General features: G+C 65.3%; 20 protein-coding genes and 2 pseudogenes. 9 read left to right on the plus strand and 13 right to left on the minus strand.

Going from position 1 to position 22,113, the window contains the following annotated elements; all coding sequences use genetic code 11:
- Positions 1-71: 71 nt before the first annotated feature.
- From ACH5N8_RS00395 to cysB, 3 genes are read left to right on the plus strand one after another with little or no spacing between them, the layout of a single operon-like run.
- The gene (locus ACH5N8_RS00395) at positions 72-1,097 is read left to right on the plus strand and encodes a sulfate ABC transporter substrate-binding protein (RefSeq protein WP_483282065.1); all 1,026 of its coding nucleotides are present in this window, start codon (positions 72-74) and stop codon (positions 1,095-1,097) included.
- A 15-nt stretch (positions 1,098-1,112) separates the two neighbouring features.
- Positions 1,113-1,964: an EAL domain-containing protein gene (locus tag ACH5N8_RS00400; RefSeq protein WP_483282066.1), complete on the plus strand. Its 852-nt coding sequence runs from the start codon at positions 1,113-1,115 to the stop codon at positions 1,962-1,964.
- Between the two features lie 52 nt (positions 1,965-2,016).
- The gene (gene cysB, locus ACH5N8_RS00405) at positions 2,017-2,991 is read left to right on the plus strand and encodes an HTH-type transcriptional regulator CysB (protein ID WP_460027197.1); all 975 of its coding nucleotides are present in this window, start codon (positions 2,017-2,019) and stop codon (positions 2,989-2,991) included.
- A 39-nt stretch (positions 2,992-3,030) separates the two neighbouring features.
- Here the strand turns inward: cysB and ACH5N8_RS00410 are convergent, their stop codons facing one another.
- From ACH5N8_RS00410 to ACH5N8_RS00430, 5 genes are all read right to left on the minus strand, one after another.
- On the minus strand, positions 3,031-3,975 hold the full coding sequence (locus tag ACH5N8_RS00410) for a sulfite exporter TauE/SafE family protein (protein WP_483282067.1): 945 nt from the start codon (positions 3,973-3,975) through the stop codon (positions 3,031-3,033).
- A gap of 37 nt (positions 3,976-4,012) precedes the next feature.
- Positions 4,013-4,720 (minus strand): MBL fold metallo-hydrolase, encoded by a 708-nt coding sequence (locus ACH5N8_RS00415; RefSeq protein WP_483282068.1) that lies wholly within the window; start codon positions 4,718-4,720, stop codon positions 4,013-4,015.
- A gap of 64 nt (positions 4,721-4,784) precedes the next feature.
- Entirely contained in the window at positions 4,785-5,063 is a 279-nt protein-coding gene (locus ACH5N8_RS00420; protein ID WP_483282069.1) for a hypothetical protein, read from the minus strand.
- A 68-nt stretch (positions 5,064-5,131) separates the two neighbouring features.
- The gene (locus ACH5N8_RS00425; protein WP_460027201.1) at positions 5,132-5,719 is read right to left on the minus strand and encodes a hypothetical protein; all 588 of its coding nucleotides are present in this window, start codon (positions 5,717-5,719) and stop codon (positions 5,132-5,134) included.
- 119 nt (positions 5,720-5,838) lie between these two features.
- Positions 5,839-6,726, minus strand: a complete 888-nt coding sequence (locus tag ACH5N8_RS00430) for a phosphate ABC transporter ATP-binding protein (protein WP_483282070.1) — start codon at positions 6,724-6,726, stop codon at positions 5,839-5,841.
- Positions 6,727-6,898: 172 nt separating this feature from the next.
- Between ACH5N8_RS00430 and ACH5N8_RS00435 the strand changes: the two genes are divergently transcribed.
- On the plus strand, positions 6,899-7,036 hold the full coding sequence (locus ACH5N8_RS00435; RefSeq protein WP_483282071.1) for a hypothetical protein: 138 nt from the start codon (positions 6,899-6,901) through the stop codon (positions 7,034-7,036).
- Positions 7,037-7,170: 134 nt separating this feature from the next.
- Here the strand turns inward: ACH5N8_RS00435 and ACH5N8_RS00440 are convergent, their stop codons facing one another.
- The 6 genes from ACH5N8_RS00440 to phoB all read right to left on the minus strand — a co-directional run bounded on the left by ACH5N8_RS00440 (position 7,171) and on the right by phoB (position 15,562).
- Complete coding sequence (locus ACH5N8_RS00440) at positions 7,171-8,232, minus strand: PstS family phosphate ABC transporter substrate-binding protein (RefSeq protein ID WP_483282072.1); 1,062 nt, start codon at positions 8,230-8,232, stop codon at positions 7,171-7,173.
- Positions 8,233-8,283: 51 nt separating this feature from the next.
- Positions 8,284-9,369 carry a substrate-binding domain-containing protein gene (locus ACH5N8_RS00445; RefSeq protein ID WP_483282073.1) on the minus strand — a complete coding sequence of 362 codons (1,086 nt, stop codon included), beginning with the start codon at positions 9,367-9,369 and terminating at the stop codon, positions 8,284-8,286.
- A gap of 98 nt (positions 9,370-9,467) precedes the next feature.
- Positions 9,468-11,057, minus strand: coding sequence for an OprO/OprP family phosphate-selective porin (locus ACH5N8_RS00450; protein ID WP_483282074.1), 1,590 nt, complete (start codon positions 11,055-11,057; stop codon positions 9,468-9,470).
- 213 nt (positions 11,058-11,270) lie between these two features.
- A complete protein-coding gene (locus ACH5N8_RS00455; RefSeq protein ID WP_483282075.1) occupies positions 11,271-13,478 on the minus strand; it encodes a cation:dicarboxylate symporter family transporter in 2,208 nt (735 codons plus the stop codon).
- 8 nt (positions 13,479-13,486) lie between these two features.
- Positions 13,487-14,773 carry an esterase-like activity of phytase family protein gene (locus tag ACH5N8_RS00460; RefSeq protein WP_483282076.1) on the minus strand — a complete coding sequence of 429 codons (1,287 nt, stop codon included), beginning with the start codon at positions 14,771-14,773 and terminating at the stop codon, positions 13,487-13,489.
- A gap of 102 nt (positions 14,774-14,875) precedes the next feature.
- On the minus strand, positions 14,876-15,562 hold the full coding sequence (phoB, locus tag ACH5N8_RS00465) for a phosphate regulon transcriptional regulator PhoB (protein ID WP_460027209.1): 687 nt from the start codon (positions 15,560-15,562) through the stop codon (positions 14,876-14,878).
- Between the two features lie 379 nt (positions 15,563-15,941).
- Here phoB and ACH5N8_RS00470 point away from each other — a divergent pair, with 379 nt between their 5' ends.
- The gene (locus ACH5N8_RS00470) at positions 15,942-16,391 is read left to right on the plus strand and encodes a type I restriction endonuclease (protein ID WP_483282077.1); all 450 of its coding nucleotides are present in this window, start codon (positions 15,942-15,944) and stop codon (positions 16,389-16,391) included.
- Positions 16,392-16,395: 4 nt separating this feature from the next.
- Positions 16,396-16,530: pseudogene (locus tag ACH5N8_RS00475) on the plus strand (IS5/IS1182 family transposase); the annotation flags it as partial.
- 180 nt (positions 16,531-16,710) lie between these two features.
- On the opposite strand, the pseudogene ACH5N8_RS00480 reads toward ACH5N8_RS00475, so the two are convergent.
- Positions 16,711-17,010: pseudogene (locus ACH5N8_RS00480) on the minus strand (IS3 family transposase); the annotation flags it as partial.
- A 16-nt stretch (positions 17,011-17,026) separates the two neighbouring features.
- Entirely contained in the window at positions 17,027-18,109 is a 1,083-nt protein-coding gene (locus ACH5N8_RS00485) for an IS110 family RNA-guided transposase (RefSeq protein WP_483281294.1), read from the minus strand.
- 217 nt (positions 18,110-18,326) lie between these two features.
- Between ACH5N8_RS00485 and ACH5N8_RS00490 the strand changes: the two genes are divergently transcribed.
- From ACH5N8_RS00490 to ACH5N8_RS00500, 3 genes are all read left to right on the plus strand, one after another.
- Entirely contained in the window at positions 18,327-19,010 is a 684-nt protein-coding gene (locus ACH5N8_RS00490; RefSeq protein WP_483282078.1) for an N-6 DNA methylase, read from the plus strand.
- Between the two features lie 173 nt (positions 19,011-19,183).
- Complete coding sequence (locus ACH5N8_RS00495; protein WP_483282079.1) at positions 19,184-20,476, plus strand: InlB B-repeat-containing protein; 1,293 nt, start codon at positions 19,184-19,186, stop codon at positions 20,474-20,476.
- A 94-nt stretch (positions 20,477-20,570) separates the two neighbouring features.
- A complete protein-coding gene (locus ACH5N8_RS00500; protein ID WP_483282080.1) occupies positions 20,571-22,076 on the plus strand; it encodes a hypothetical protein in 1,506 nt (501 codons plus the stop codon).
- The last annotated feature ends 37 nt before the right edge of the window (positions 22,077-22,113 follow it).

A 22,113-nucleotide genomic window follows, 5' to 3' on the forward strand; every position in this document is an offset into this window, starting at 1 on the left:
CTACCGGCCCCGGCCGGGGGAATCCCGACGGGCCGCCCGACCATTCCTGACCGATCGATCAAGAGAGCATCATGAACAGATTACCCCTGATTGTCCTGCCTGGCCTGGTGGCCTTCGTCCTCACCCTGCCCTGGCTGGCGCATCCGGCCTGGGCCGACCACGTCGAGCTGCTCAACGTCTCCTACGACCCGACCCGCGAGTTCTACGAGGAATACAACCGGGCCTTTGCCAGGTACTGGAAGGCCAAAACCGGCGACGACGTCACCGTCAAGCAATCGCACGGCGGCGGCGGCAAGCAGGCCCGGGCGGTGATTGACGGCCTGGATGCCGATGTCGTCACCCTGGCGCTGCACTATGACGTGCATCAGCTGCACGAGAAGGGCAAGCTGATACCCGAGCGCTGGCACGAGCGGCTGCCGCACAACAGTGCGCCCTACACCTCGACCATGGTGTTCCTGGTGCGCAAGGGCAATCCGCTGGCGATCCACGACTGGGACGATCTCGCCAAGCCCGGCGTGGTGGTGGTCACCCCCAACCCCAAGACCTCCGGCGGCGCCCGCTGGAACTTCCTCGCTGCCTGGGGCTACGGCCTGAAAAAGCTCGGCAGCGAGCCGGCCGCCCGCGATCTGGTGACCCGCATCTATCGGAATGCCCCGGTGCTCGACAGCGGCGCGCGGGGTTCCACCATCACCTTCGCCGAGCGGGAAATCGGCGACGTGCTGATCACCTGGGAGAACGAAGCCTACCTGGCCCTGAAGGAATACGGCGCCGACACGTTCGAGATCGTTGCTCCCTCCATCAGCATCCTGGCCGAACCGCCGGTGACCATCGTCGATACTGTCACGGCGCGGCATGGCACCAAGGCCGTGGCCACCGCTTACCTGGAATACCTCTACAGCCCGGAAGGCCAGGCGATCGCCGCAAAGCATCACTACCGGCCCCGGGACAAGGCGATCCAGGCCAAATATGCCGAAAATTTCGCCAGCGGTATCCAGCTGTTCACCCTCGATGAGGTGTTTGGCAGCTGGAGCGCCGCGCAGAAGAAGTTCTTCGCCGATGGCGGCCTCTTCGACCAGATTTACGGCGCGGCCCGCTGACCGCAGGAGACCGACATGCCCCTGGAGCATCTGATCCACAACCTCAACCGGCAACTGGTCGTCGATCACGGCCTCGACCTTCCGCCCCTGCGCTTCGACGGGCAGCGGGTCCACGGACGCTTCGGCGACCTGAGCTTCACCAGCGATTTCAAGCCGATCCGGCTGGGCCATGATCCCGCCGTCGTCAGCGGGCACGATGCCGGCCCGCTGCGATTCACGCTGGCCACGGTCGGTGCCGCGACGGAGCGGTTCCTGAACGGGGCAATGCCCGACATCGTCAGTCTCGACCGGCTCAGCCGCACGGTGCACATGCTGAACTACCTGGTTCTGGACCGCCCGGCCGGCAGCCTGTTCCTGCATGTGCATCCGCACCATGTGCTCGCGGTCAAGCGTGATCATGGCGCCTATTTCGAGGACATCATCCACCAGTGCGGCCTGCCGCTGCGCCGCATCGTCATCGGGCTGAGCCTGGGCGCCGCCTATCAGAGCCAGCTGCCGCTGCTGATGGAACGCTTCCGCGGCTATCGCGAGCGCGGCTATGCGACCGCCCTGAAGTTTGCCGACGAGGTCGGCGAGACGTTCGTCGAGCGCTTCCGTCGCGAGCTGCTGCACCGCTTCGCCCCCGACCATGTGCGCTTCAGCGCCCGTTTCTTTGCCGACGCCTATGCCGGCGCGGGCGGGCAGCGGCGGCTGGCGGCCCTGCTCGCCGCCGTGCGCGGTGCCGACGGACAGATCCTGATCGACGACATCCGTACCGTCGGCGAGGCGCAGCGACTGGCGGCGCTGCGGCCGGAGTACGTGCAGGGCGAGTGGTACGAGCGCGAGGCGGAGCCGGCCGCCGGACCGCGTCGCGCGGCAGCCGGCTAGGGCCACAGATGGGACTATCATGCCCCCCTGATCCCATGCCGGCAGGTCGACCATGAAGCTTCAGCAACTCCGCTACATCTGGGAAGTGGCCCGCAACAATCTCAATGTGTCTGCGACCGCCGAATCCCTGTATACCTCGCAGCCGGGCATCAGCAAGCAGATCCGCCTGCTGGAGGAGGAGCTCGGCCTCGAGATCTTCTCCCGCAGCGGCAAGCAGTTCGTTGCCCTGACGCCCGCCGGCAAGGCGATCGTGGCGGTGGCCGGCGATATCCTCGCGCGGGTCCAGGACATCCGCCAGATCGCCGAGGAAAACCTGGACCAGGGGGCCGGCCGCTTTGCCATCGCCACCACGCATACCCAGGCGCGCTACGCGCTGCCGCCGGTGATCCGCGCCTTCATGGAGCGCTATCCGCGGATCGAGCTGCACATCCACCAAGGCACGCCGGCGCAGATTGCCGAGCTGGCCTCGCGCGGACTGGTCGACGTCGCCATCGCGACCGAGGCCAGCGAGCTGTTCGACAACCTGGTCAAGCTGCCCTGCTACCAGTGGAACCGCAGCGTGCTGGTGCCCAGGGAGCATCCCCTGACCCGGCTGGAAACGCTGACCCTGGAAGACCTGGCCCACTATCCGATCGTCACCTACACCTTCGGCTTCACCGGCCGCTCGCAGCTGGACCAGGCCTTCAATCAGGCCGGTTTGCAGCCCCAGCTGGCGCTGACGGCGGTCGATGCCGACGTCATCAAGACCTACGTGCGACTGGGACTTGGCGTCGGCATCGTGGCGCACATGGCCTACGATCCGGTCGTTGACGCGGATCTGGTGGCCATCGAGGCCAAGCACCTGTTCGAGCCGAGCACGACCAAGATCGTCCTGCGCCGCGACATGTACCTGCGCACCTTCCTCTACGATTTCATGCAGCTGTTTGCACCCCATCTCACCCGTGACGTAGTGGATCGGGCCATGGCCATCCGGGATCCCCAGGAGTGGGAGAAACTGTTCGGCAGCATGGCGCTGCCGGTGTACTGAGGACGAATGGCGCGGAGCGGCGGTGCCGGGCCAGCAGCCTCAGCGGCCCGGGAGCGCCTTGCCGTTCCCGGGCCTGGCGGCGGCAGGGTCGAGGAAGACAGCCCGGTGATGCAGCATGCCGCGGAACCAGTACAGGACCATCACGACGATGGCGGTGAGCGCGCCACGGAAGAATTCCTGATGTTCGCGCACCAGGGCCAGCACCTCGTCCAGTGCCTGCCAGGAGAGTTCCCGGTACAGCAGGTAGACGGCCACGCCGATGACGAACAGGCCGAAGCCGCGGCGCAGGCCCCGGTTGCTGACGCGGGTCGACAGCAGGCTGCCGATCAGGCTGCCGACCATCGCGGCCACGGTGATGGTGGCGGCGAACGGCAGGTCGATGTGCACATGGCTGCTGTAGCCGGCCAGGGCGGCGGCCGAGTTCATGACGATGATCACCAGCGAGGTGCCGATGGCGGCGCGCATCGGCAGACCGCCGAGGATGTTGAGGGCCGGCACGATGACGAAGCCGCCGCCGACGCCGACCAGACCCGTGATCAAGCCGACCAGGAAGCCGTCGAACAGCACTGCCGGCAGGTTCAGGCGCGTCGGACAGATCGAGCCATCCGCCGCCGGCGCGCTGCGCTCGCGGCGTCCGGCCAGCAGGCTGATCGCGGTGCCGAGCATGACCAGGGCAAACATCAGCAGCAGGACGTTGCCCGGCACGAAGGCCGCCAGCCGCCCACCCAGGTAGGCGCCGAGCATGCCGGACAGGCCGAACACCCAGCCGTTCTTCCAGCAGACCCGTTGACCGCGGGCGTGGCTGATGACGGCGATGAGGCTGGTGAGGCCGACCACGATCAGCGAGGTGGCGATGGCCGTCTTGGTTGCCAAGCCCGCCACGTAGACCAGCACCGGCACCATCAGGATCGAGCCGCCGCCGCCAAGCAGTCCCAGCAGCAGGCCGACCATCAGGGTGATGCCCAGCAGGGCGAGCAGACTCATGCGCGGTCGAGCGGCGGCATGCTGGCCGTGGACCGGTTCAACCCTGCCGGACTTGGCTTCCGCCCAGCCCGCAGGCCTGGTTGGCCGGCAGGGCCGCGTCGATGTGCTTCGGGTAGGGCAGGTTCAGCTGGCGCATGATGGCGATGAATTCGTCACGCGTCCTGCCGCCACCGAGGCGGGCATTCTGCTGCATTTCCTGGCGGATGGTCGAGACGGTATGGCCCTGGTAGTCATGGCCGGGGTACACCAGCATGTCCGGCGGCAGGGTGAAGAGCTGCCGGCTGATGCTGTCGTACAGCTGCCCGGCATCCCCCTGCTGGAAATCCGTCCGGCCGCAGCCGCCGATGAGCAGGGCGTCGCCGGTGAAGACGCGGTCGGCCATCACGTAGCTGACGCAGCCGGAGGTGTGTCCCGGCGTGTGCCGGACCTCCAGTTCGAGATCGCCGGTTTCCAGCACCACGCCGTTGGTCACCATCAGGTCGGCGCACGGCGCGCCGGCATCCCGGTGCACCACGGCCTTGCTGCCGACGCGCTCGCGCAGCAGGCCGGCGCCGGTGATGTGATCGGCATGCACGTGGGTTTCCAGGGTGTAGACCAGCCGCAGTTGCAGCGTGTCCAGCAGCGCCAGGTAGTGTTCCACCTCGCTGGCGACGGTGTCGATCAGGATGGCCCGGCGCGTGCGTGGGCAGCCGAGCAGGTAGGTGTAGGTGGAGGTTTCGGGCTCGAAAAGCTGACGAAAGATCATGGCCGGCTCCGCATCATTCATTAGCGAAGCCTAATAATAAACGATTTCGCGTTTTTGTGCCGGGTCAGCCGCTGTCGGGATGGCGAGGGGCGCCGCCCTGGCCGTGGTGGTTCTCGTCTGCCGCGTGGTGACCCGCGCGCGGGGGTTTGGCCGGGTAGATTTCGAAGCGGCCCTCCCTGAGCAGGTCGATGAACTCGGTCCAGGGCATCAGTTGCAGCGGTTCGAATTCGTGGACCCAGCCATCGCGGGACTGGTACAGCTCGACCATGCCGGTCTCCTTGTCGTAGCCGACGATGTGAAACTTGGCGCGCGTCTTGGTATCTCTGGCGGTGTGTTTGCTCATGCGGAACTGTCCTTCGGTGGGAAAAATCCGTCCGGCTGCCGGCCGGGCGGGTGAAGGCTGCCATGCACTCACGGCCATGGGCCGCCGAGTACGCGCTTTTCGTTGCCGCGCAGGGTGATCTTCTTGACCACGCTGCCATCTTCCTCGTCGATATCCTCGGGTGCGAATCCGAACTGGTAGGACTCCTCGTCCTTGCCCAGCCACTGCACCTTGGCAACGATCAGGAAATCGCCATTGGCGACCCGGTCGAAGGCGAAGTTGCCCTTGTCGTCGCACTCGGTCTTGCGGGTGGCGGCCAGGAAGGCTTCCTGGCCCTCGAAGCGCATGGCGTTGCCCCGGTTGGCGAGCCGGTAGCCGATATCGGTCACCGGCTTGCCATAGTAGCGCAGTGCCCACTCGCGGGCGTAGTCGGTATACGGGATCAGCATGACCTCGCGTCCCGCGCAGGAGACGAAGGTGTCGGGAAAGCCCAGCGCCCGGCCGCGATCGGGTTCGTAGAGGATGGTGCCGGCGATCCGGTTGGTGCCCGGTTGCAGCAGGTTGGCAGCCTCCTGGGCGTCGAAGTTCACCGGCAGGCGGACCAGCTCCGGCGCGCAGGCGGCCAACATCAGGCAGGCCATCGCCGCCGTGACGGAACGTGAGGCAGGATTGTTCATGGGAGCATTCGGGCTGTTGGCGCGGCGCGCCGATTTTGGCAGAAAAATACCTGCGAAAGATACCGTGTCCATGTTACGGCCGTGTGACCGGATCCCCTGCGCGGCGCGGGGACGGGTCGTCAGAGGTCGAGCAGCCGTCCGGTCAGATAGGCCTCGGTGAGGGTCCGGCGAGGCTGGGTGAACAATTCGCGGGTCGGGCCAATCTCGATCAGCCGGCCCTGGTGCAGAAAGCCCATCCGCTGCGAAACCCTGGCTGCCAGGTTCACCGACTGGGTGGCGAGGATCAGGGTCCGGTGTTCAGCCAGTTCGCCGATCAGGTTCTCGAAGCGTCCGGCCTCCAGCGAGTCCATCCCGGCCGTCGGTTCGTCCAGCAGCAGCACCTCCGGTTGCAGGGCCAGGGCGCGCGCCAGACACAGGCGCTGTTGCTGCCCGCGACTCAGGCTCAGTGCCGGCGCGCCCAGCTTGTTGCGCAGCGAGTTCCAGAGATCGACCTGGCGCAGGGCGGTCTCCACGATCTGTTCCTGTTCCAGGATGCCGCAGGCGCGGCCATGGAGGCAGGCCGCATAGGCAATGTTCTCCTGGATGCTGTGCGGAAACGGGTTGGGCCGGGACGACACCATGCCGATGCGCGTGCGCAGGACGGTCAGGTCGATGTCCCTGCCGTAGAGGTTGCGTCCGCGAAACAGGATTTCGCCGCCGACCCTGAAGCCGGCGACGCCGTCGTTCATGCGGTTGAAACAGCGTAGCAGGGTGCTCTTGCCGGCGCCGGCCAGGCCGGTGACGGCCAGTATTTCCCGCGCGCCGATCGCGAGATCGATGTCCACCAGCGCCGGCGTCTGGCGGAAACCCGCCTGCAGGCCGCGGCAGCGCAGCAGTGCCGTATCGGCCGCGGGGGGCGGGCGCCTGGCCGGCGGCGCGTCCCCCGACCTGCCAAAGGCCGCGCTTGGCGCTGGTTCGGTCACCTGTGCGTCGAACCCGGTCAACGATTGGCGCAGCAGAAGTCTCATGCGTCGGGCCGTGGCGAAAATGACAACGGTAGTCGCCGTCTGCGACAGAAAGATGACGATTTGGTGTCGGTTAGGTGTCCTTGCGGCCAGCCGCAATCCGTCCGCCGTTGCCATGAGCCTGTCACAAACCCATGGAAGAATTCAGCGCGAATCAGACATTTGGGAGGTGACCATGAGTTTTCTGGGCGGTGATGAACTCACCGATTATTACCTGCAGTCGGGCTGCGCGATCGAGGAGCCCTGGGACGACTGGGACGAGGACGAGGGACTGGAGCTGAGCGGCCGGGACGAGCTCGAAGCCGGCGAATAGCCGAGCAACCGCGATGGCGGGGAAAACCGGGGGCGTGCGGTCGCGAGACCGGGAGCAGGGCGGACGAAAGGAAAGGCCAGACGGCCCTGGCGTCGGTGGAGTGCCGACCTCAGGGCCGCGGCAACGGGCGGTTCTTACTTGACCGCCGCCATCGGTTTCAGCGCCTTGGCGGCTTCCGCCACCGCCTTGCGCTGGTCGTCTGGCAGCGCGATCAGGCCCTTGTCGGTCAGGTAGCCTTCGGGGCCTATGGCCTTCTCGCTGGTGTATTCGGCCAGGAATTCCGGAATGCCCGGGATCACGCCGGCATGCGCCTTCTTGACATAGATGAACAGCGGTCGCGAGACCGGATACTTGCCCTCGGCGATGGCGTCATAGGTCGGCGCTTGGCCATCGATGGGGGCGGCCTTGAGCTTGTCCTCGTTGAGGCTCAGGTAGCTGTAGCCGAACACGCCCGCGGCGTCGGGATTGGCTTCCAGCTTCTGCACGATCAGGTTGTCGTTCTCGCCCGCCTCGATATAGGCGCCGTCCTCGCGCACGGTCATGCAGGTGCTCTTGAACCAGGCCTCGTCCTTCTCCTTCTTGGCCTTGATCCAGGGAATCTGCTGGCAGCCGCCCTCCAGCGCCAGCTCGGCGAAGGCGTCGCGGGTGCCCGAGGTCGGCGGCGGACCCAGCACCTCGATCTTGGTGGCCGGCAGGGCCGGGTTGACCTCGTTCCAGGTCTTGTAGGGATTGGCCACCAGCACGCCGCCGTCGGGCTGCTTGGGATCGGGTACCTGCTTGGCCAGCGCCAGGAACAGATCCTTGCGGGTCAGGGCCAGGTCGGTCCCGGCCTTTTTCGACTGCGCCACGACGATGCCGTCGAAGCCGATCTCGACCTCGACGATCTCCTTGACGCCAGCCTTCTGGCAGGCCTCGTACTCCGATTTCTTGATGGCGCGGGAGGCGTTGGCGATGTCCGGATACTTGGGACCGACGCCGCCGCAGAACAGCTTGAAGCCGCCGCCGGTACCGGTGGACTCGACCTTGGGCGTCTTGAACTTGCCCGACTTGCCGAACTGCTCGGCCACCGAGGCGGTGAACGGGTAGACGGTGGACGAGCCGGCGGCGCTGATGGAATCGCGCGAGGCAGCCTGCGCGGTCAGGCTGACGGTCATGGCGAGGCCCGGCAGGCAGGCGAATATGGCGTTGCGTTTCATGAAAATCCTCGGATGGTTGTGAAATTTGGATGTCAGGTTAAACCGGCGGGCTTACATTTTCATTAACTCCAGTTGTCGGGCGGTGGCGGCCGATGCCCGGCGCTGATCCTGCGGCAGCGGCACCAGGCCCTTTTCCAGCAGATAACCCTGATCGCCCCAGGCGCTCTCGCGGGTGAATTCCTCGATGTACTCGACGATGCCGGGGATGTGGCCGATTTGCGCCTTCTTGACGTAGAAGTACAGTGGCCGCGAGATCGGATAGCGGCCGTCGGCGATGCTGCCGGCCGCGGGCGTCACCTGCTCGATCGGACTGGCGCTCAGCTCGGCGCGGTGGGCATCCAGGAAGCTGTAGCCGAACAGGCCCAGCGCGCCGGGCCGGGTCTTGAGCAGTTCGAGAATCCGCGCGTAATTCTCGCCGATCTCCTCGTAGACGCCATCCTCGCGGAAGCTGCGACACAGGCGCCTGAACTCGGATTCGCTGCGCGGCTTCCAGTCCTTGAGCCAGTCGAAGCTGCTGCACCCCGGCTCCATCACCAGCTCGCCGAAGGCATCGCGGGTGCCGGAAGCGGCCGCCGGGCCATAGATTTCGATCGGCACGTCGGGCAGCGCCGGATCGATCTGGGCCCAGCGCCGGTAGGGATTGTCGACCAGCTTCCCGCAGGCCGGACAGGCGGGATCGGGCACCTGCCTGGCCAGGGCCAGGTAGAGCATCCTGCGGGTGAGCATGGGCGGCCGGTCCTGGCCGGCCCGCGCCAGCACGATGCCGTCGAAGCCGATCCGGATCTCGACGATCGCTTTCACGCCGGCCTGCTCGCAGGCGCGATACTCGGCTGGCTTGATCCGCCGCGAGGCGTTGACGATGTCGGGGTAATTGTCGCCCACCCCGCCGCAGAAGCGCTTGATGCCCATGCCGGTGCCGGTGGTGTCGACGATCGGGCGGACAAACCGGCCGGTTTCGCTCAGCCGCTCGGCGACGGCGGAGGCGAAGGGGGACACCGTGGTGGAACCGACGATGTGGATCGCCTCGCGGGCACCGTTGACCTCCGCAGCGGAGACCCGGCCCGCGAGGCCTGCTGCCAGCGCCAGTACCAGCGCCAGCGCGAGTCGGGACGGCCTGGCGGACGGGTTCGATCTCATGGTCATCATCTCGGGAATGGGGCAGACCGGCCGCCGTCAGGGCAGGGGAGCATCGGGACGGCGGCGGCTACAGCCTCAAGGTCTCTTATTGCCGTCGATCAGTAATGCAGGTCGATACGGGCCTGGACGTAATCCCAGTCGCCGGTGGTATTGCCGGGGATGTCCAGGACGGTCCGGTTGACGCCGGCGCGGCCGACATTCAGCGAGTAGACGTGGGTCCAGTCCAGCATGAAGCGGGCCCAGTTGTTGAAATACCAGTTGCCGCCAAAGGTCGACGCGACCTGGCTGCCACCGCCATAGGTCGCCGAGTCGGCGATCTGGTTCATGTCGACCCACATGAAGCGGCCTTTCAGCTCGAAGGCGCCCCAGCCATCGTGGAAGTCGAGGTTATGCTCGGGCTTGATGCGCCCCAGCACACCCTGATCGGCCCGGTAGCCGCTGCCGCGCGATTCGCCGGTCAGGCTGTAGGCCACGTCGACGTGCGCACCCTGGAAGAAGCCGTTGCCGGCGGGCAGCTGATGCGTGCTCTCGACATCGTTGGCGTTGAGCCAGGTGGCGTTGTACTCGGTTTCGAACGATAGCGGTCCGTAGATGCCGACCATTTCGCCGTCGACGAACTCGCTGTTCTGCACGTCCGGCATGTTGCCGGTATCCAGGTAGGCGAACTGGCTGATGGCGGTGGGGGCGATCGCATAGCGCACCGTGCGCTGGCCGCTGGGCGGTGCGCGGAAGGCACCGGAGGCACCGATGTGCAGCAGCTCGTCCGACTTGTTGTACCAGGGCGCCAGCGTGGCGCGCAGGGCGCCGCCCCAGCCCTCGTCGTCCACCGTGGTGGTGCCGGAAGTCTGGCGGGTGGCGGTGTCGCCGTAGACGCCGGTGGAGAAACCCCACCAGTCGCCGCCGAGGTCGTAGCGCAGGCCGATCGCGCGGTTGACCGAGCGGTTGGTGAATTCGTACTCGGTCGAGCGTTCCATGAACACCATGTCATTGGAGCTCATCATCTGCTGGAAGCTGTAGGGCTGTTTGCTCTGGCCGACGACGAAGTTGCCCCAGTCGAAGCCCTTGTACTGGACGAAGGCATCGCGGATGCCGACCGTGCCGTTGCCGCCGCCGTTGGCGATTTCAGGCTGCATCTTGAAGTGCCAGTCCTTGTAGAACTGTCCCGCGAACTCCATGCGGAAGCGGCGGATTTCGGTGCCGTCGGTGAGCCGGTTGTTCTGTACCGGGCCGTCGGTGGCGGGGTTGTAGCGGCCGTCGTCGTTGCGGTCGCTGTAGGTCACGATGTCGCCGCCCGAGAACATGTCGGCGTCGGTATGCAGACGGCCGTTCATGCTGAACTTGAAGTTGCCGTCGTTGGTTTCGAAACGGATGCCCTTGTCGTCGATCTGGGTCTTGGCCTCGTTCGGTTTCTTGGGTTTGTTGGCCACGCTGTCGATGCGCTGGTTGAGCTTGTCCTCGACCTGCTTGACCTCGCTGGCAGTGGCCAGCTTCTGGCCCTCGGCCGCCGCCGGCGACTTGGTCTCGTCGATCTGCTGGAAGCTGCCGAGCTTGACGCGACCCGCACCGGGGCTGGTGAAGACCTGGCTGGTCTTGGTGTCCACGTAGAGATTAAGGGCCATGGCGGAGGCATCCACGATGCCGGCGCCAAACACCACAAGGACGGCAAGGCTGAGCCTTCTGACATTCATTGCTTTGCACCCGTTTTAGAAAAATCAATAGGTTGGCCGTTCCATGCGCGGCCCAAGGTGCGACAAGCTAATGCCTGAATATTACTTTTTCGTGACGATTTGGCGGATGACGGGTTTCTTTTTCATGAAAGCCCGGTGACGGATGGATAACTGTTTGATTACGCGAGGATTACAAAGACGATGGCTGGAACGGGCCGGCGACCTCGCCAGGGCTCACTCGATCCAGTGCAGAACGTCCCGGGCGATGCTCCAGCGCTTGTTGCCCGGACCTTCCATCTTGCCGAGCATCCAGTGCTGGAACAGCTTGTCGATGGTGCCGTCCAGCTTCTTGAGCGTCACCCAGGTGGCCAGAGCCTGATCGAGGCCCGGGTCGAAGCCGGCGATGGCGATCGACACCGGAGCGCTGTCGCGCCGCTGCAGCGGGTTGACCACGCTGTAGTTGGGATAGATCAGCGTCCATGCCGCGCCGCTTTCCGCCTGGGTGATCAGCGCGTCCAGATGCAGCGCGGGATCGTCGAAGAACAGGCGGATCGAATCCAGCGGCACGATCTCGGCATTGGGGAAATGCTCGCGCGCCCGATCCTCGAAGAAGCTGCCGTTGCTGACGCCGAGCCGCAGCCTGCCGAGCCGGTTGATGCGCGCTTCGCTGGCGAACTCGTGGCTGCGGTAGTCCTCCACCACCACGCCCATGTTGACGATCAGGTAGGGTTCCGACATCAGCATCGCCTCGGCGCGCGGCAGGGTCACCGTGAGGCCGGAGACGGCGATGTCGAAATGATCGGCCCGCAGCTGGTCGGCCAGATCCTCGATGCGGTAGGGAATGAATTCCACGCCGACCTGCAGATCCAGCGCCAGCCTGTTCACCAGGTCGACGTCGAAGCCGACCAGCTCGCCGCGACCGTTGAGATAGCTGTAGGGCACATAGTCCGGTCGGTAGCCGACGCGGATCGTCCCGCGCCGCTTGATGCGGCTCAGCCGGCTCTCCCCGGTCCGCAGCGGGATCGGGTTGGGCGCGGCGCCGGGCTCGACGTAGGAATACACCTGATTCTCCAGCAGGGTCATGCGCGCCAGCGCCGACGCCTTGCCGAATTCCGGGCTGGCCAGCAGGCCCAGCGCCAGCCGGATCAGGGCGATGACGATGATCATCAGCAGCAGCATGAAGGCTCCGCCCCACAGCAGCCGCTTCCAGTTGACCCGCAGCAGTCCGGTCATGGTGGCCGTCGCCAGGATCGTGAACACCAGGTAATGCATGCTGCTGAGCACATCTCCCACCCGCGCCGCCAGCACCCCGGCGGCCAGGAACAGCTGGAACATGTCCTGCGGGATGTGGAAGCTGTTGAGCAGGAAGGGAATGGACAGGAACACCTTGCCGAACAGCAGGAACAGGCTGGAGCCCAGCATGAACAGCTGATCGCCCAGATCCAGCGGGTTGCCCACGAACCAGGCGGCAAAGGGGATGAAGACCAGATCGATGACGTTGCCGCTGTTCGGGAAGGGGTAGGCCAGCGGCAGGATGAATTCCGGAAAGCCCTCGTGGGCGCGGTCGTGCGGCAGGCGCTGCTGGAACATCGCCTTGACGCCGTCGATCAGCAGCGGGATCACCGGCAGCACGCTGCCCGTGACCAGCGCCGTGATCAGCGCGTCCTTGCCGGCGCGCAGCACCTGGCCGTAGGAGAACGGCGTCAGGCTGGCCACCAGCAGCGGCAGGGTGCCGAAGGTGAGCAGCAGCACGCCGCCGGCGAAGGTCAGGTAATAGGCTTGCAGGCGGCCGAACTCCTCGACCGACATGGTGCCGGCGGCATGGGCGGCGATGCCGAAGACGCCGATCGGGGTCAGTCGCACCACCAGGCCGTTGACGCGGTGCAGGGTCTTGGCGATCAGCCCGACGTGATCGAGCAGGCTCTTCTTCTCCTCGAAGCCGATGATGGCCACACCGAAGAGGATGCAGAACACCACCACCGCCGGCACCGAGTTGTCGGCCAGCGACTTGAACGGGTTCGAGGGGATGAAGATGCTCAGGAAATCGGGTTTGGGCGGCGGGTCGACCAGCGCGGCGCTGAAGAACTGGCCGACCGGCAGCTCCGGCAGCGCCTGGCTCATCCCCAGCACCGTCAGCGCCGCGAGTGCCCACAGTCCGACGAAGATCAGCAGGCCCGCCCGCGCCAGCAGGCCGAAATCCCGCAGGCTGAGGCTGCCGATGTTGCCGATCAGGGAAAAGACGATGTAGGGCAGCACCGTCATCTGCATCAGGCCGACATAGATGTCGCCCATCACCTTAAGGCTCTCGGCGTACTCGCCGAGGAACAGGCCGGTGAGGATGCCGCCACTCAGGCCGAGGAAGATCCAGGCGGTGAAGCTCGGCCCGCGGCGCGCCAGATCGCGTCGGGCGCGCCGCGGCAACCGCCGGAGCCGGGCTTTCAAGACGGCGGTCAGTTGTGGCGTGGACGGTCCGCGTGCCCGCCGGCCGGCGTCGGCCGGTGCAGCCGGTGGCCGAGCGGCGCCGCCACCCGCTGCGGCTGGTAGCCCGGCAGGTCGCCGGGATCAATGGCGAAGGCGAAGAAGCGGGTCGCCTCGCGGCTGGAGAAATCGTTGTCGCTGCCGATGATCAGCAGCTGGCGGCCGTCCTCCAGCGGCGGGCCGAAGGTCATGCCCTCGAACTTTTCCGGCACCTCGCGGATGCCCTGCGCCAGCAGATCCAGGAACAGGGTCTTGCGCACCGGCGTCCAGCCCGGCTGGCCCCCGCCGCCGGACGCCAGCGACTGCACCGCATGCACGTCGCTGGCGCCGGCGAGGCTGATCCTGAACACCTTCTTGAAGCGCGCCGCCTCGCCCGAGCGGGTATCCCGCTCCAGCACCAGATACTCGTCGGCGTTGATGGCCAGTATCTCCGAGACGCCATTGGCGGCATCTTCCAGCGGGTAGACGAACTCGCGCACGCCGCCGGTCTCGAGGTCGAGCTCCAGCATGCGGTTGTTGAGCCCCGTCGCCTTGCCGTCTGCGCGCTGCTCGGCATCCTGCAGCAGGGGGTCCTGGATGATGGCCAGCAGCCGCTTGCCGTCGGGGGTGATGGCCAGGCCTTCGAAGCCGCGATTGCTTTGCCGGCCGAACAGGTTGTGCCGCATTTCCTCGCGCCCGTCGGCGCTGGGGCTGTCGATCTGGAACTTGTTGGGCACCTTCAGGGTTTTCAGCCGCTTGCCGCTGCGGATATCGAACAGGTCGATGAACGGGCCGTACTCGTCGGAGACGAACGCCGTGCGCCCGTCCGCCGCCAGGCGGATGGCTTCGGCATCCAGGCGCAGGCTGTCGGGCGAGTTCAGCGGGTCGAAGGCCCTGGCATCGCCGGTCATGGCATGGCCGGCGGTATCCGTCAGCAGGTGCGTTTCAAGCACCCGCGGATCCAGGCTGTAGCGGCCCTGGCCCTGGGGCGAGAGTTGCAGTTCCAGTCGGTAGAGGCGGCCCTGGAAGCTGGTTTCCCCGGCGCCGGGACCGCGGTCCGGCACCGCGTAGTAGATCGGGCCCTGCCCGCTCCAGGTAATGGCGCCGCCCAGGCCGCCGACACGGGCCTTCGGGGTGCGGCCATCCTCCAGCAGCCCGGTCGCCCCGGATTGATCGAGGGCATCGGCGGGGATCGCGCCCTCGCCGATCAGGGTGACGGCGGACTGGGCCGCCAGGGAAACATGAAACAGCAGCAGCAGACGACAGGCGAAGCGGGGCACGCGGCGGATCCGGATAGTGAATCAAGGGGCCGCCATTATGGTCCGCTTGTGATCCCGGGGCCAGCCGGGCGGGGAGATACGGTCCGGCGCCGTGACGGAGACTCAGGTCTTTTCCGAGAAGCGATAGCCGAAGCCGCGTACCGTCTGGATGACGTTGTCGCGATCGTGGTCGGCCAGGGTCTTCCTGAGCCGGCGGATGTGGACGTCGACCGTGCGCTCCTCGATGAACACGCTGCGGCCCCAGACGTTGTCGAGCAGCTGGCTGCGGCTGTAGACCTTTTCCGGGTGGGTGATGAAGAACTCCAGCAGCCGGTACTCCATCGGGCTGAGGTTGACGTCCTTGCCGCCGATCTGCACCCGGTGCTCGTCCAGGATCAGCTCGATGCCGGCGGAACCGATGCGGCCGGTGGTGGAAAAGTTGACCCGCCGCCGCATGACGGCCTTGATGCGGGCCACCAGCTCGCGGGGCGAGAACGGCTTGGTCACGTAGTCGTCGACGCCGATGTCCAGCGCCTTGACCTTGTCCTCCTCCTCGCCGCGCGCCGTCAGCATGATGATCGGGATGCCGGCGTACAGCTCGTCGCGCTTCAGCCGCTTCACCCACTCGGTGCCGCTCATGTCCGGCAGCATCCAGTCCAGCAGGATCATGTCCGGCGTGCTCTGGGCGATCAGCGTCTGCGCTTCGGTGATCTCCGTTGCGGTCAACACGTGGATGTTGGCGCCCTCCAGGAGATCCCTGAGCATCTTCAGGATGGGTTTGTCGTCTTCAACCACCAATATCGTGACCACCAAAAAACTCCCCCGGGAATGTGATGTTTGCACGAACAATTTACGAAGTTTTTGTGACAAGGGGGTTACGGATGCGATTTTCGCCCGGCCGGCCTCCCGGCTCCGGCGGCCAGCCTGCCCTCCCCCCGGTGTCGCTGGGCAGTCGCCGGCCGCGCTGGTAGAGTTCGGAAGACGGCATGCGAAGCACAGCCTGCACGCCGGGGGTTATGCGACGACCCCGGAGCCGCGGATAACGGTCGCTCCGTCGGCCCGCTGCCTGGGCATGATGCAGGGCACCGTCTAGCGCTGGCGTGAATGCCGGAGGTTGCCCACGCTGGCCGTCGCCCGCCGCGAGCCGGGCCACCAAAGCACCTTCCCGCAAGCGCCCTGAACTGGACCCATGACAGCCGCAGAAAACCTCATCGAGCGCGATCTGATCGCCACGCTGGAAGATCTCAAATACACCTGCCGCCCGGACATCCGCGATCGCGCATCGCTGGAAGCCAATTTCCGCGAGAAATTCGAGGCGCTCAACCGCGTCAGGCTCACCGACAGCGAATTCCAGCGCCTGCTCGACGGCGTGATTACCTCAGACGTCTGCAACACCGCCCAGACGCTGCGCAGCATCAACGCCTTCGAGCGCGACGACGGCACGCCGCTCAACTACACCCTGGTGAACATCAAGGATTGGTGCAAGAACGACTTCGATGTCATCAACCAGCTGCGCATCAACACCGACAACAGCCACCACCGCTACGACGTGATGCTGCTCATCAACGGCGTGCCGGTGGTGCAGATCGAGCTGAAGACCTTAGAGCGTGTTTACGATCTTTCCGTAGCTCGACAATAGGCAGGTGAATAGCAAGACATACGCCAGCGATATCAGCCGAGAAAAGTTTGCCGGGATTGAGCCGTTGCTGCGCAGCGTGCGGCGCAGCACCAAGCCCATGACGGTGGATCTGTACGAGGTATTTTGCGCGGTGCTGTATGAGGTGTCCTGACAATATCGGACACACTCGCCTCAGTGGGTCGCGGCCGATTCCCTGAAGTTCTTTGCGAACACGGCCGGCGACAGATAGCCAAGGCGCGAGTGGCGCCGCTGGCGGTTATGGAAGATCTCGATGTATTCGCGGATTGAACGGCCCCGGGTATCGAGGAGGCCAGTTGGTTTAAGTTGAGGCCGATGTGGCGGCCTCACTGGCGAGTTGCCGCCAGTAGTTTGCCTCAGCTTCTGCCGGAGGGATGCCCCCAATCGGCTTGAGCAGTCGGATGTGGTTGAACCAATGCACCCATTGCAGGGTGGCCAGTTCCACGGATTCCCTGGTTTTCCAGGGGCCCCGGCGGTGAATCCATTCGGCCTTGTACAGCCCGTTGATGGTCTAGGAGTCGCCCTTGCTGCCGACCGAGGGTCGGATGCCGGCTTCGGACAGGCGTTCCGTGTACCGAATGGACAGGTATTGCGACCCCCTGACGCCCTTCTAAGTGTCAAGGGGTAATTTGAACCTGGTTGATGTCGCGATTACGTTTCCGAATCAGGCCGAAGACCTCGCGGGCGATGTACCGCTTCAGGCAACGAAGGGCTTCGAGCTTAGAATGTCCCTCGGCAATCCGCTTTGCCACGTAGGCCTGGGTGCGCGGATCGGTCCGCAACCGGCCGATAGCGATGATGTGCAGCGCGCTGTTGGCTGCTCGATCACCGCCGCGGTTTAGGCGATGCCGGGTAACTTTACCGGAGGAGGCCGGCACGGGACTGGCGCCGCAGAGCGCGGCGAAGCTGGCTTCCGACTTCAAGCGCTCGGGGTTATCGCCGGCCGTCAGTAGCAACTGTGCGGCCGATTCATAACCGATGGAGTTTCGCGCAATCAGGTCGGGCGCCAATTCCTGGACCAAGCCTGCAATCATGATATCCAGGTCGGCAATTTCGTCATGGAGTTCCAGATAGCGCCGCGCCAAGGATTTCAGGGTGATCCGGTAAGCCGAGGCCACCTGACGATAATCGGTCAGATCAGGACGCCAGGCGGCCAAGGTCCGGATGAGTTGCATGCGGGTCAGGGTTCTGAGGGACTCACGCAACTCATCGGGAGCTGCCACGATGGTGGTCTGGATCATCTGGAGGGCGACGCGGCGGGCGGCTACTGCGGTCTTACGACACACCTTCAGGACCCGTAGGGACTCAATCATGCCGTCCCGGCGCTTGGGCGTCACCGTGCGCGTGCCCGCGAAGGCAGCATGGGCGGCGTTTTGCGCATCGATGACATCATCCTTGCCTCGTTTACGACGATCCGTTTTGTCAGGCGTGGTCACCTCCAGCACCGTGACGCCGGATGTCTGCAGGAACCGCAGCAAGCCGGCGCCATAGGTCCCCGTGCACTCCACGCCGACGCGGATGACCTCGCCAAAAGATCGCATCCAGGCGAGCATCTGTCGGTAACCTTGGCGAGTGCTGGCAAAGCACTCGGTGCCCAATACGTGATCGTGCTCATCGACCACGGCGGCCATGTGCAGGTCTTTATGCGTGTCGACGCCGCCAACCACGCGGCGATTGATGGGATGCTGATGCTCAGACATGAGAACTCTCCGGTTCTGGACCCTGGGGAATGGCGTTACCTGAACCAAATGTCTGGACAAGACAGTAAAGCGACAGGACGTCAGGCCCTTCTCGAGTCACAGGCACCGGCGAGGTCTTGCCTCACCGCAAAGCGTTTCCAGGTGGCCGACAGGTCCGGGGAAAGACACGGAGTTCAGTCGATCGGAGTGGGGGGCAAGCCGCCTGGAACACATCGCAGTGCCCTATCATCCCTGGCTGGTCGATCGTTGTGAGAATCAGGCCGCCCAGGAACCACGGGCGAAGACATTCTTACTGTCCCTGCTCAAGGACCAGCTTGATGGCCCCGGCCCGCAACTCAGGGGAATAATTTTGGTTCTGCATCACGTTCCTCGTTCAGTACAGACTCTACCAAGCGGGCGTGTCCGTTTTCGTCAGGCTACCTCACTGTTCCGTGGCGGCGCCGAGGCGCGCATCCGTACCAAGCTGCTCAAGGACGGCCACATCGACACGGTGATCGGCCTGCCGGCCAACCTGTTCTTCTCCACCGGCATCCCGGTCTGCATCCTGGTGCTGAAGAAGTGCAAGAAGCCGGACGACGTGCTGTTCATCAACGCCGCCGAGCATTTCGAGAAAGGCAAGCGGCAGAATCAGCTGCTGCCCGAGCACATCGACAAGATCATCGACACCTACCGGTTCCGCCAGGAAGAAGCCCGTTATTCGCGGCGGGTCGGCATGGCGGAAATCGAGAAGAATGATTTCAACCTGAACATTTCGCGCTATGTCAGCACGGCGGTCGCGGAGCAGGCGATCGACCTGGGCGCGGTCCATGCCGAACTGGTGTCGCTGGACCGGAACATCGCGGCGGCAACCCGCGAGCACAATGCGTTCCTGAAGGAATTGGGCCTGCCGTCGTTACCGTGATGGCCGCGGCCGTCATGCAACCTTAACCGTTCTGCAATGATTCGATGATCTCGTTGTAACAATCCCTCCGTAGTCTACCGGCCAGTTCAATGGGGCCATGGCTCCACGGTCCGATTTGGCGATGCGCCAGCGCGGCCGACACCTCTCTCATCCACTCGAGAACTGGTCAGACTATGAAAAAGTTGCAAGCCTTCATGGTGGCGGCGCTGGTGGCGGGCAGCCATCCGGCGGGCGCCCTCATCAACAATTCCAAGTATGGCGAGCCGGGCGAGCTGTTCATCTCGGTCTGGGATGAAGCCAACGCCCGCTCCTATTACAAGGACCTCGGCATCTCGATGACGGACTTCCTGGCCGGCAAGGGCTGCTTCCAGGGCGATCTGTCCGCCGATCCCAATTTCGCCAACTTCGGCAACGCGGCGAACCTCGTCTTCAACATCGCCGCGGTCAATGCCCTGGTCCGCGACGGCGCCGGCAACATGGTGAATGCCGACCGCTGGGGCTATCTTGCCACCTCTTCGGCCGGCGAGACGATCTTCAATGCCTCCTTCAGCGCCATCGACAACACCAAGCAGAAGATCCAGGGCTACATCGATCGCCTGAACGTCGCGCCTTTCACCAACGCGCCGGGCGAAGCCGCCGAGCACAAGTCCGGCATCTTCCAGGCCAGCGGCCTCGGCTATCACGGCGGCAGCTTCTGGGGCGCCTCGATGGGTCGTTCCGTCGGCGGCAACACCGAGGGCAAGCCCGGCACCGCGCTGGATTTCTACTTCGTCAACAATGCCAACGGCCTGGATGGCGGCAAGCTGGTCACCAAGCTGGGCGCCTGGAACCTGGCCGGCGGCAAGCTGAGCTACAGCGGCACCGGCACGACCCAGGCTTGCAGCGGCGGGGGCGGCAATCCCGGCGGCGTCCGCCTGACCGTCGCCAAGACCGGCACCGGCAGCGGCACCGTCATCAGCTCGCCTGCCGGCATCAACTGCGGGACGTCCTGCGCCGCCGACTTCGCCAGCGGCGCCCAGGTCACGCTGACCGCGACCGCTGCCGCAGGCTCCAGCTTCGGCAGCTGGTCCGGCGGTGCCTGCGCGGGCTCCACCGCGCCCAGCTGCACGGTGACGATGAGTGCCGCGACCACGCTGCAGGCCAGCTTCACCACCGGTGGCGGTAACGGCCAGCCGCGCCTGAACCTCTCGGCAGCGTCCGCCTGGAAGGTCAGGCAGACGCAGGCGATCACCTGGGCCGCGAGCCAGATTTCGCCGAAATCCAAGGTGACCATCGCCTACTCCAAGAACGGCGGCGCCAAGTTCGCCAACCTCAAGGTCCTGCCGGTGACGCGCGGCGGCTTCAACTGGAGGCCGGCCAAGAGCCACGTCAGCAACCAGGGCGTGATCCGCGCCTGCGCGCCGCCTGACCCGAAGAAGAAAAAGATCCTGCAGTGCGAGACCGTGCGCATCGTGGTCCAGCCCTGACGCCCGACAGCGCCACTCCGGCGGGCGGACCGCCCGCCGGACGTCGAATACCCAACCCTACCGCTAGGTTCAATCAAGAGATCGGAGACTGATCATGAAATCCAAGCAGCTCATCACCGCCATCGCCGCAGGCTTGGCGTTCAATTCCGGCATCGCCCTGGCGCTGCCGCCGGGCGCGCCTGACATCGAAATCATCCTTTCCGGCGCCACGGCGCAGGACAACAACATCGGCGCCCTGTTCGCGGAGCTCTGCGTGGCCGGGTCGCTGGACGAATACCGCGACGGCACCAGCGGTTCCGCCGGCGGCAATCACCGCGCCTACTTCTGCAACCTGGACACCGGCAAGGTCACCGGCCTGTCGACCACCAACCCGAAGGTGCTGTTCCACAAGACCAGCACCTCCAAGGCCACCGGCACGGCCATCGGCGGTTCCGGCATCGGCGTCAATCCGGTGCTGAAGAAGCAGCCGGTGGATGTCATGTCCATCAACAATGGCAACTGCACCGCGCCGGCCAACGGCGAGAAGTACTGGCGCTGCCGCATCAGCCAGACCGGCGACGTCACGCCGCAGGTGCCGGACGCCGGTGTTTCCGACGTCAACCCCGAGCTGTTCATCGGCGCCAACACCCCGGCCGGTGTCGCGCCGGTCGATGCCGGCGAGGTCGCCAAGCTGCTGCAGGTCGTTTCCGGCGGTTCGCTGGTGTTCAACACGCCGGTTACGCTGGAGCTGCGCAACGCCCTGCAGCGCGCCCAGATCGAGGAAGGCATCCTGGCCGCCGATTGTCTCGGCAAGGAGACCGAGGTCTGCATGCCCGGCATGAGCAAGCAGCTGATCGCCAGCCTGCTGACCGGCCAGGTCGGCAAATGGGACAGCGTCATGGTCGGCAAGCCCGGCAGCCTGAAGCCGCTGACCGATTTCGCCAGCGGTGCGATCACCGACAGCAAGGTGCACATCTGCCGCCGCACCAACGGCTCGGGCACCCAGGCCACCATCAACGCCAAGATCCTCAACGCGCCCTGCACCGCCGGCGCGCTGGATCCGGTCGAGACCAGCAACGATCTCGCCGGCCCCATCGTCAAGCTGAACGCGGGTTCGGGCGACGTCGAGCGCTGCCTCGTCGACTTCAACGCCGGTTCCAACACCAGCGGCCAGAATGCCGGCGCCACCAAGGCCTTCGCCATCGGCGTGCAGTCCACCGAGAGGAACCCCAGCAACGCGCTGGCTTACCGCTTCATCAAGATCGACGGCGTCGCGCCGACCCTGCAGAACGCCGCCGCCGGCCGCTACGGGGTTGCCGCCGAGGTCACCTACCAGTGGCTGAAGTCGGGCGGTCCCACCGGCGACAAGGCGAAGATCATCAGCCGGGTTGCCACCGATGCCGGCAAGCCGTCCATCATCGCTGCCAACAACAAGAGCTTCGCCTTCACCTGGGGTCAGGGCGGCTATCTGGCCGTATCGACCGCAGGCTGGGAGGTTTCCCCCACAGGCGAACTGGACCTGAACAACCCGGTTACGCCCTATACGCATGCTCCCAACGGTCTTTCGCTGGATAACTGCCGGGTTCCGGTAGTGGACAGCGGAAAGCGCAACCGTTTATAAGTCTACTACCTATCGATAGGCTCCCGCCTGCCAGGCC

Source organism: Methyloparacoccus sp. NF-16 (assembly GCF_056880625.1).

Excerpts from the sequence above, each read along its gene's own strand:
- ACH5N8_RS00485 (WP_483281294.1), bottom strand. The coding sequence starts at position 18,109 with ATGTCTGAGCATCAGCATCCCATCAATCGCCGCGTGGTTGGCGGCGTC.
- ACH5N8_RS00400 (WP_483282066.1), top strand. The coding sequence starts at position 1,113 with ATGCCCCTGGAGCATCTGATCCACAACCTCAACCGGCAACTGGTCGTC.
- ACH5N8_RS00415 (WP_483282068.1), bottom strand. The coding sequence starts at position 4,720 with ATGATCTTTCGTCAGCTTTTCGAGCCCGAAACCTCCACCTACACCTAC.
- ACH5N8_RS00440 (WP_483282072.1), bottom strand. The coding sequence starts at position 8,232 with ATGAAACGCAACGCCATATTCGCCTGCCTGCCGGGCCTCGCCATGACC.
- ACH5N8_RS00395 (WP_483282065.1), top strand. The coding sequence starts at position 72 with ATGAACAGATTACCCCTGATTGTCCTGCCTGGCCTGGTGGCCTTCGTC.
- ACH5N8_RS00425 (WP_460027201.1), bottom strand. The coding sequence starts at position 5,719 with ATGAACAATCCTGCCTCACGTTCCGTCACGGCGGCGATGGCCTGCCTG.
- cysB (WP_460027197.1), top strand. The coding sequence starts at position 2,017 with ATGAAGCTTCAGCAACTCCGCTACATCTGGGAAGTGGCCCGCAACAAT.
- ACH5N8_RS00445 (WP_483282073.1), bottom strand. The coding sequence starts at position 9,369 with ATGAGATCGAACCCGTCCGCCAGGCCGTCCCGACTCGCGCTGGCGCTG.
- ACH5N8_RS00470 (WP_483282077.1), top strand. The coding sequence starts at position 15,942 with ATGACAGCCGCAGAAAACCTCATCGAGCGCGATCTGATCGCCACGCTG.
- ACH5N8_RS00435 (WP_483282071.1), top strand. The coding sequence starts at position 6,899 with ATGAGTTTTCTGGGCGGTGATGAACTCACCGATTATTACCTGCAGTCG.
- ACH5N8_RS00495 (WP_483282079.1), top strand. The coding sequence starts at position 19,184 with ATGAAAAAGTTGCAAGCCTTCATGGTGGCGGCGCTGGTGGCGGGCAGC.
- ACH5N8_RS00410 (WP_483282067.1), bottom strand. The coding sequence starts at position 3,975 with ATGAGTCTGCTCGCCCTGCTGGGCATCACCCTGATGGTCGGCCTGCTG.
- ACH5N8_RS00430 (WP_483282070.1), bottom strand. The coding sequence starts at position 6,726 with ATGAGACTTCTGCTGCGCCAATCGTTGACCGGGTTCGACGCACAGGTG.
- ACH5N8_RS00420 (WP_483282069.1), bottom strand. The coding sequence starts at position 5,063 with ATGAGCAAACACACCGCCAGAGATACCAAGACGCGCGCCAAGTTTCAC.
- ACH5N8_RS00500 (WP_483282080.1), top strand. The coding sequence starts at position 20,571 with ATGAAATCCAAGCAGCTCATCACCGCCATCGCCGCAGGCTTGGCGTTC.
- ACH5N8_RS00450 (WP_483282074.1), bottom strand. The coding sequence starts at position 11,057 with ATGAATGTCAGAAGGCTCAGCCTTGCCGTCCTTGTGGTGTTTGGCGCC.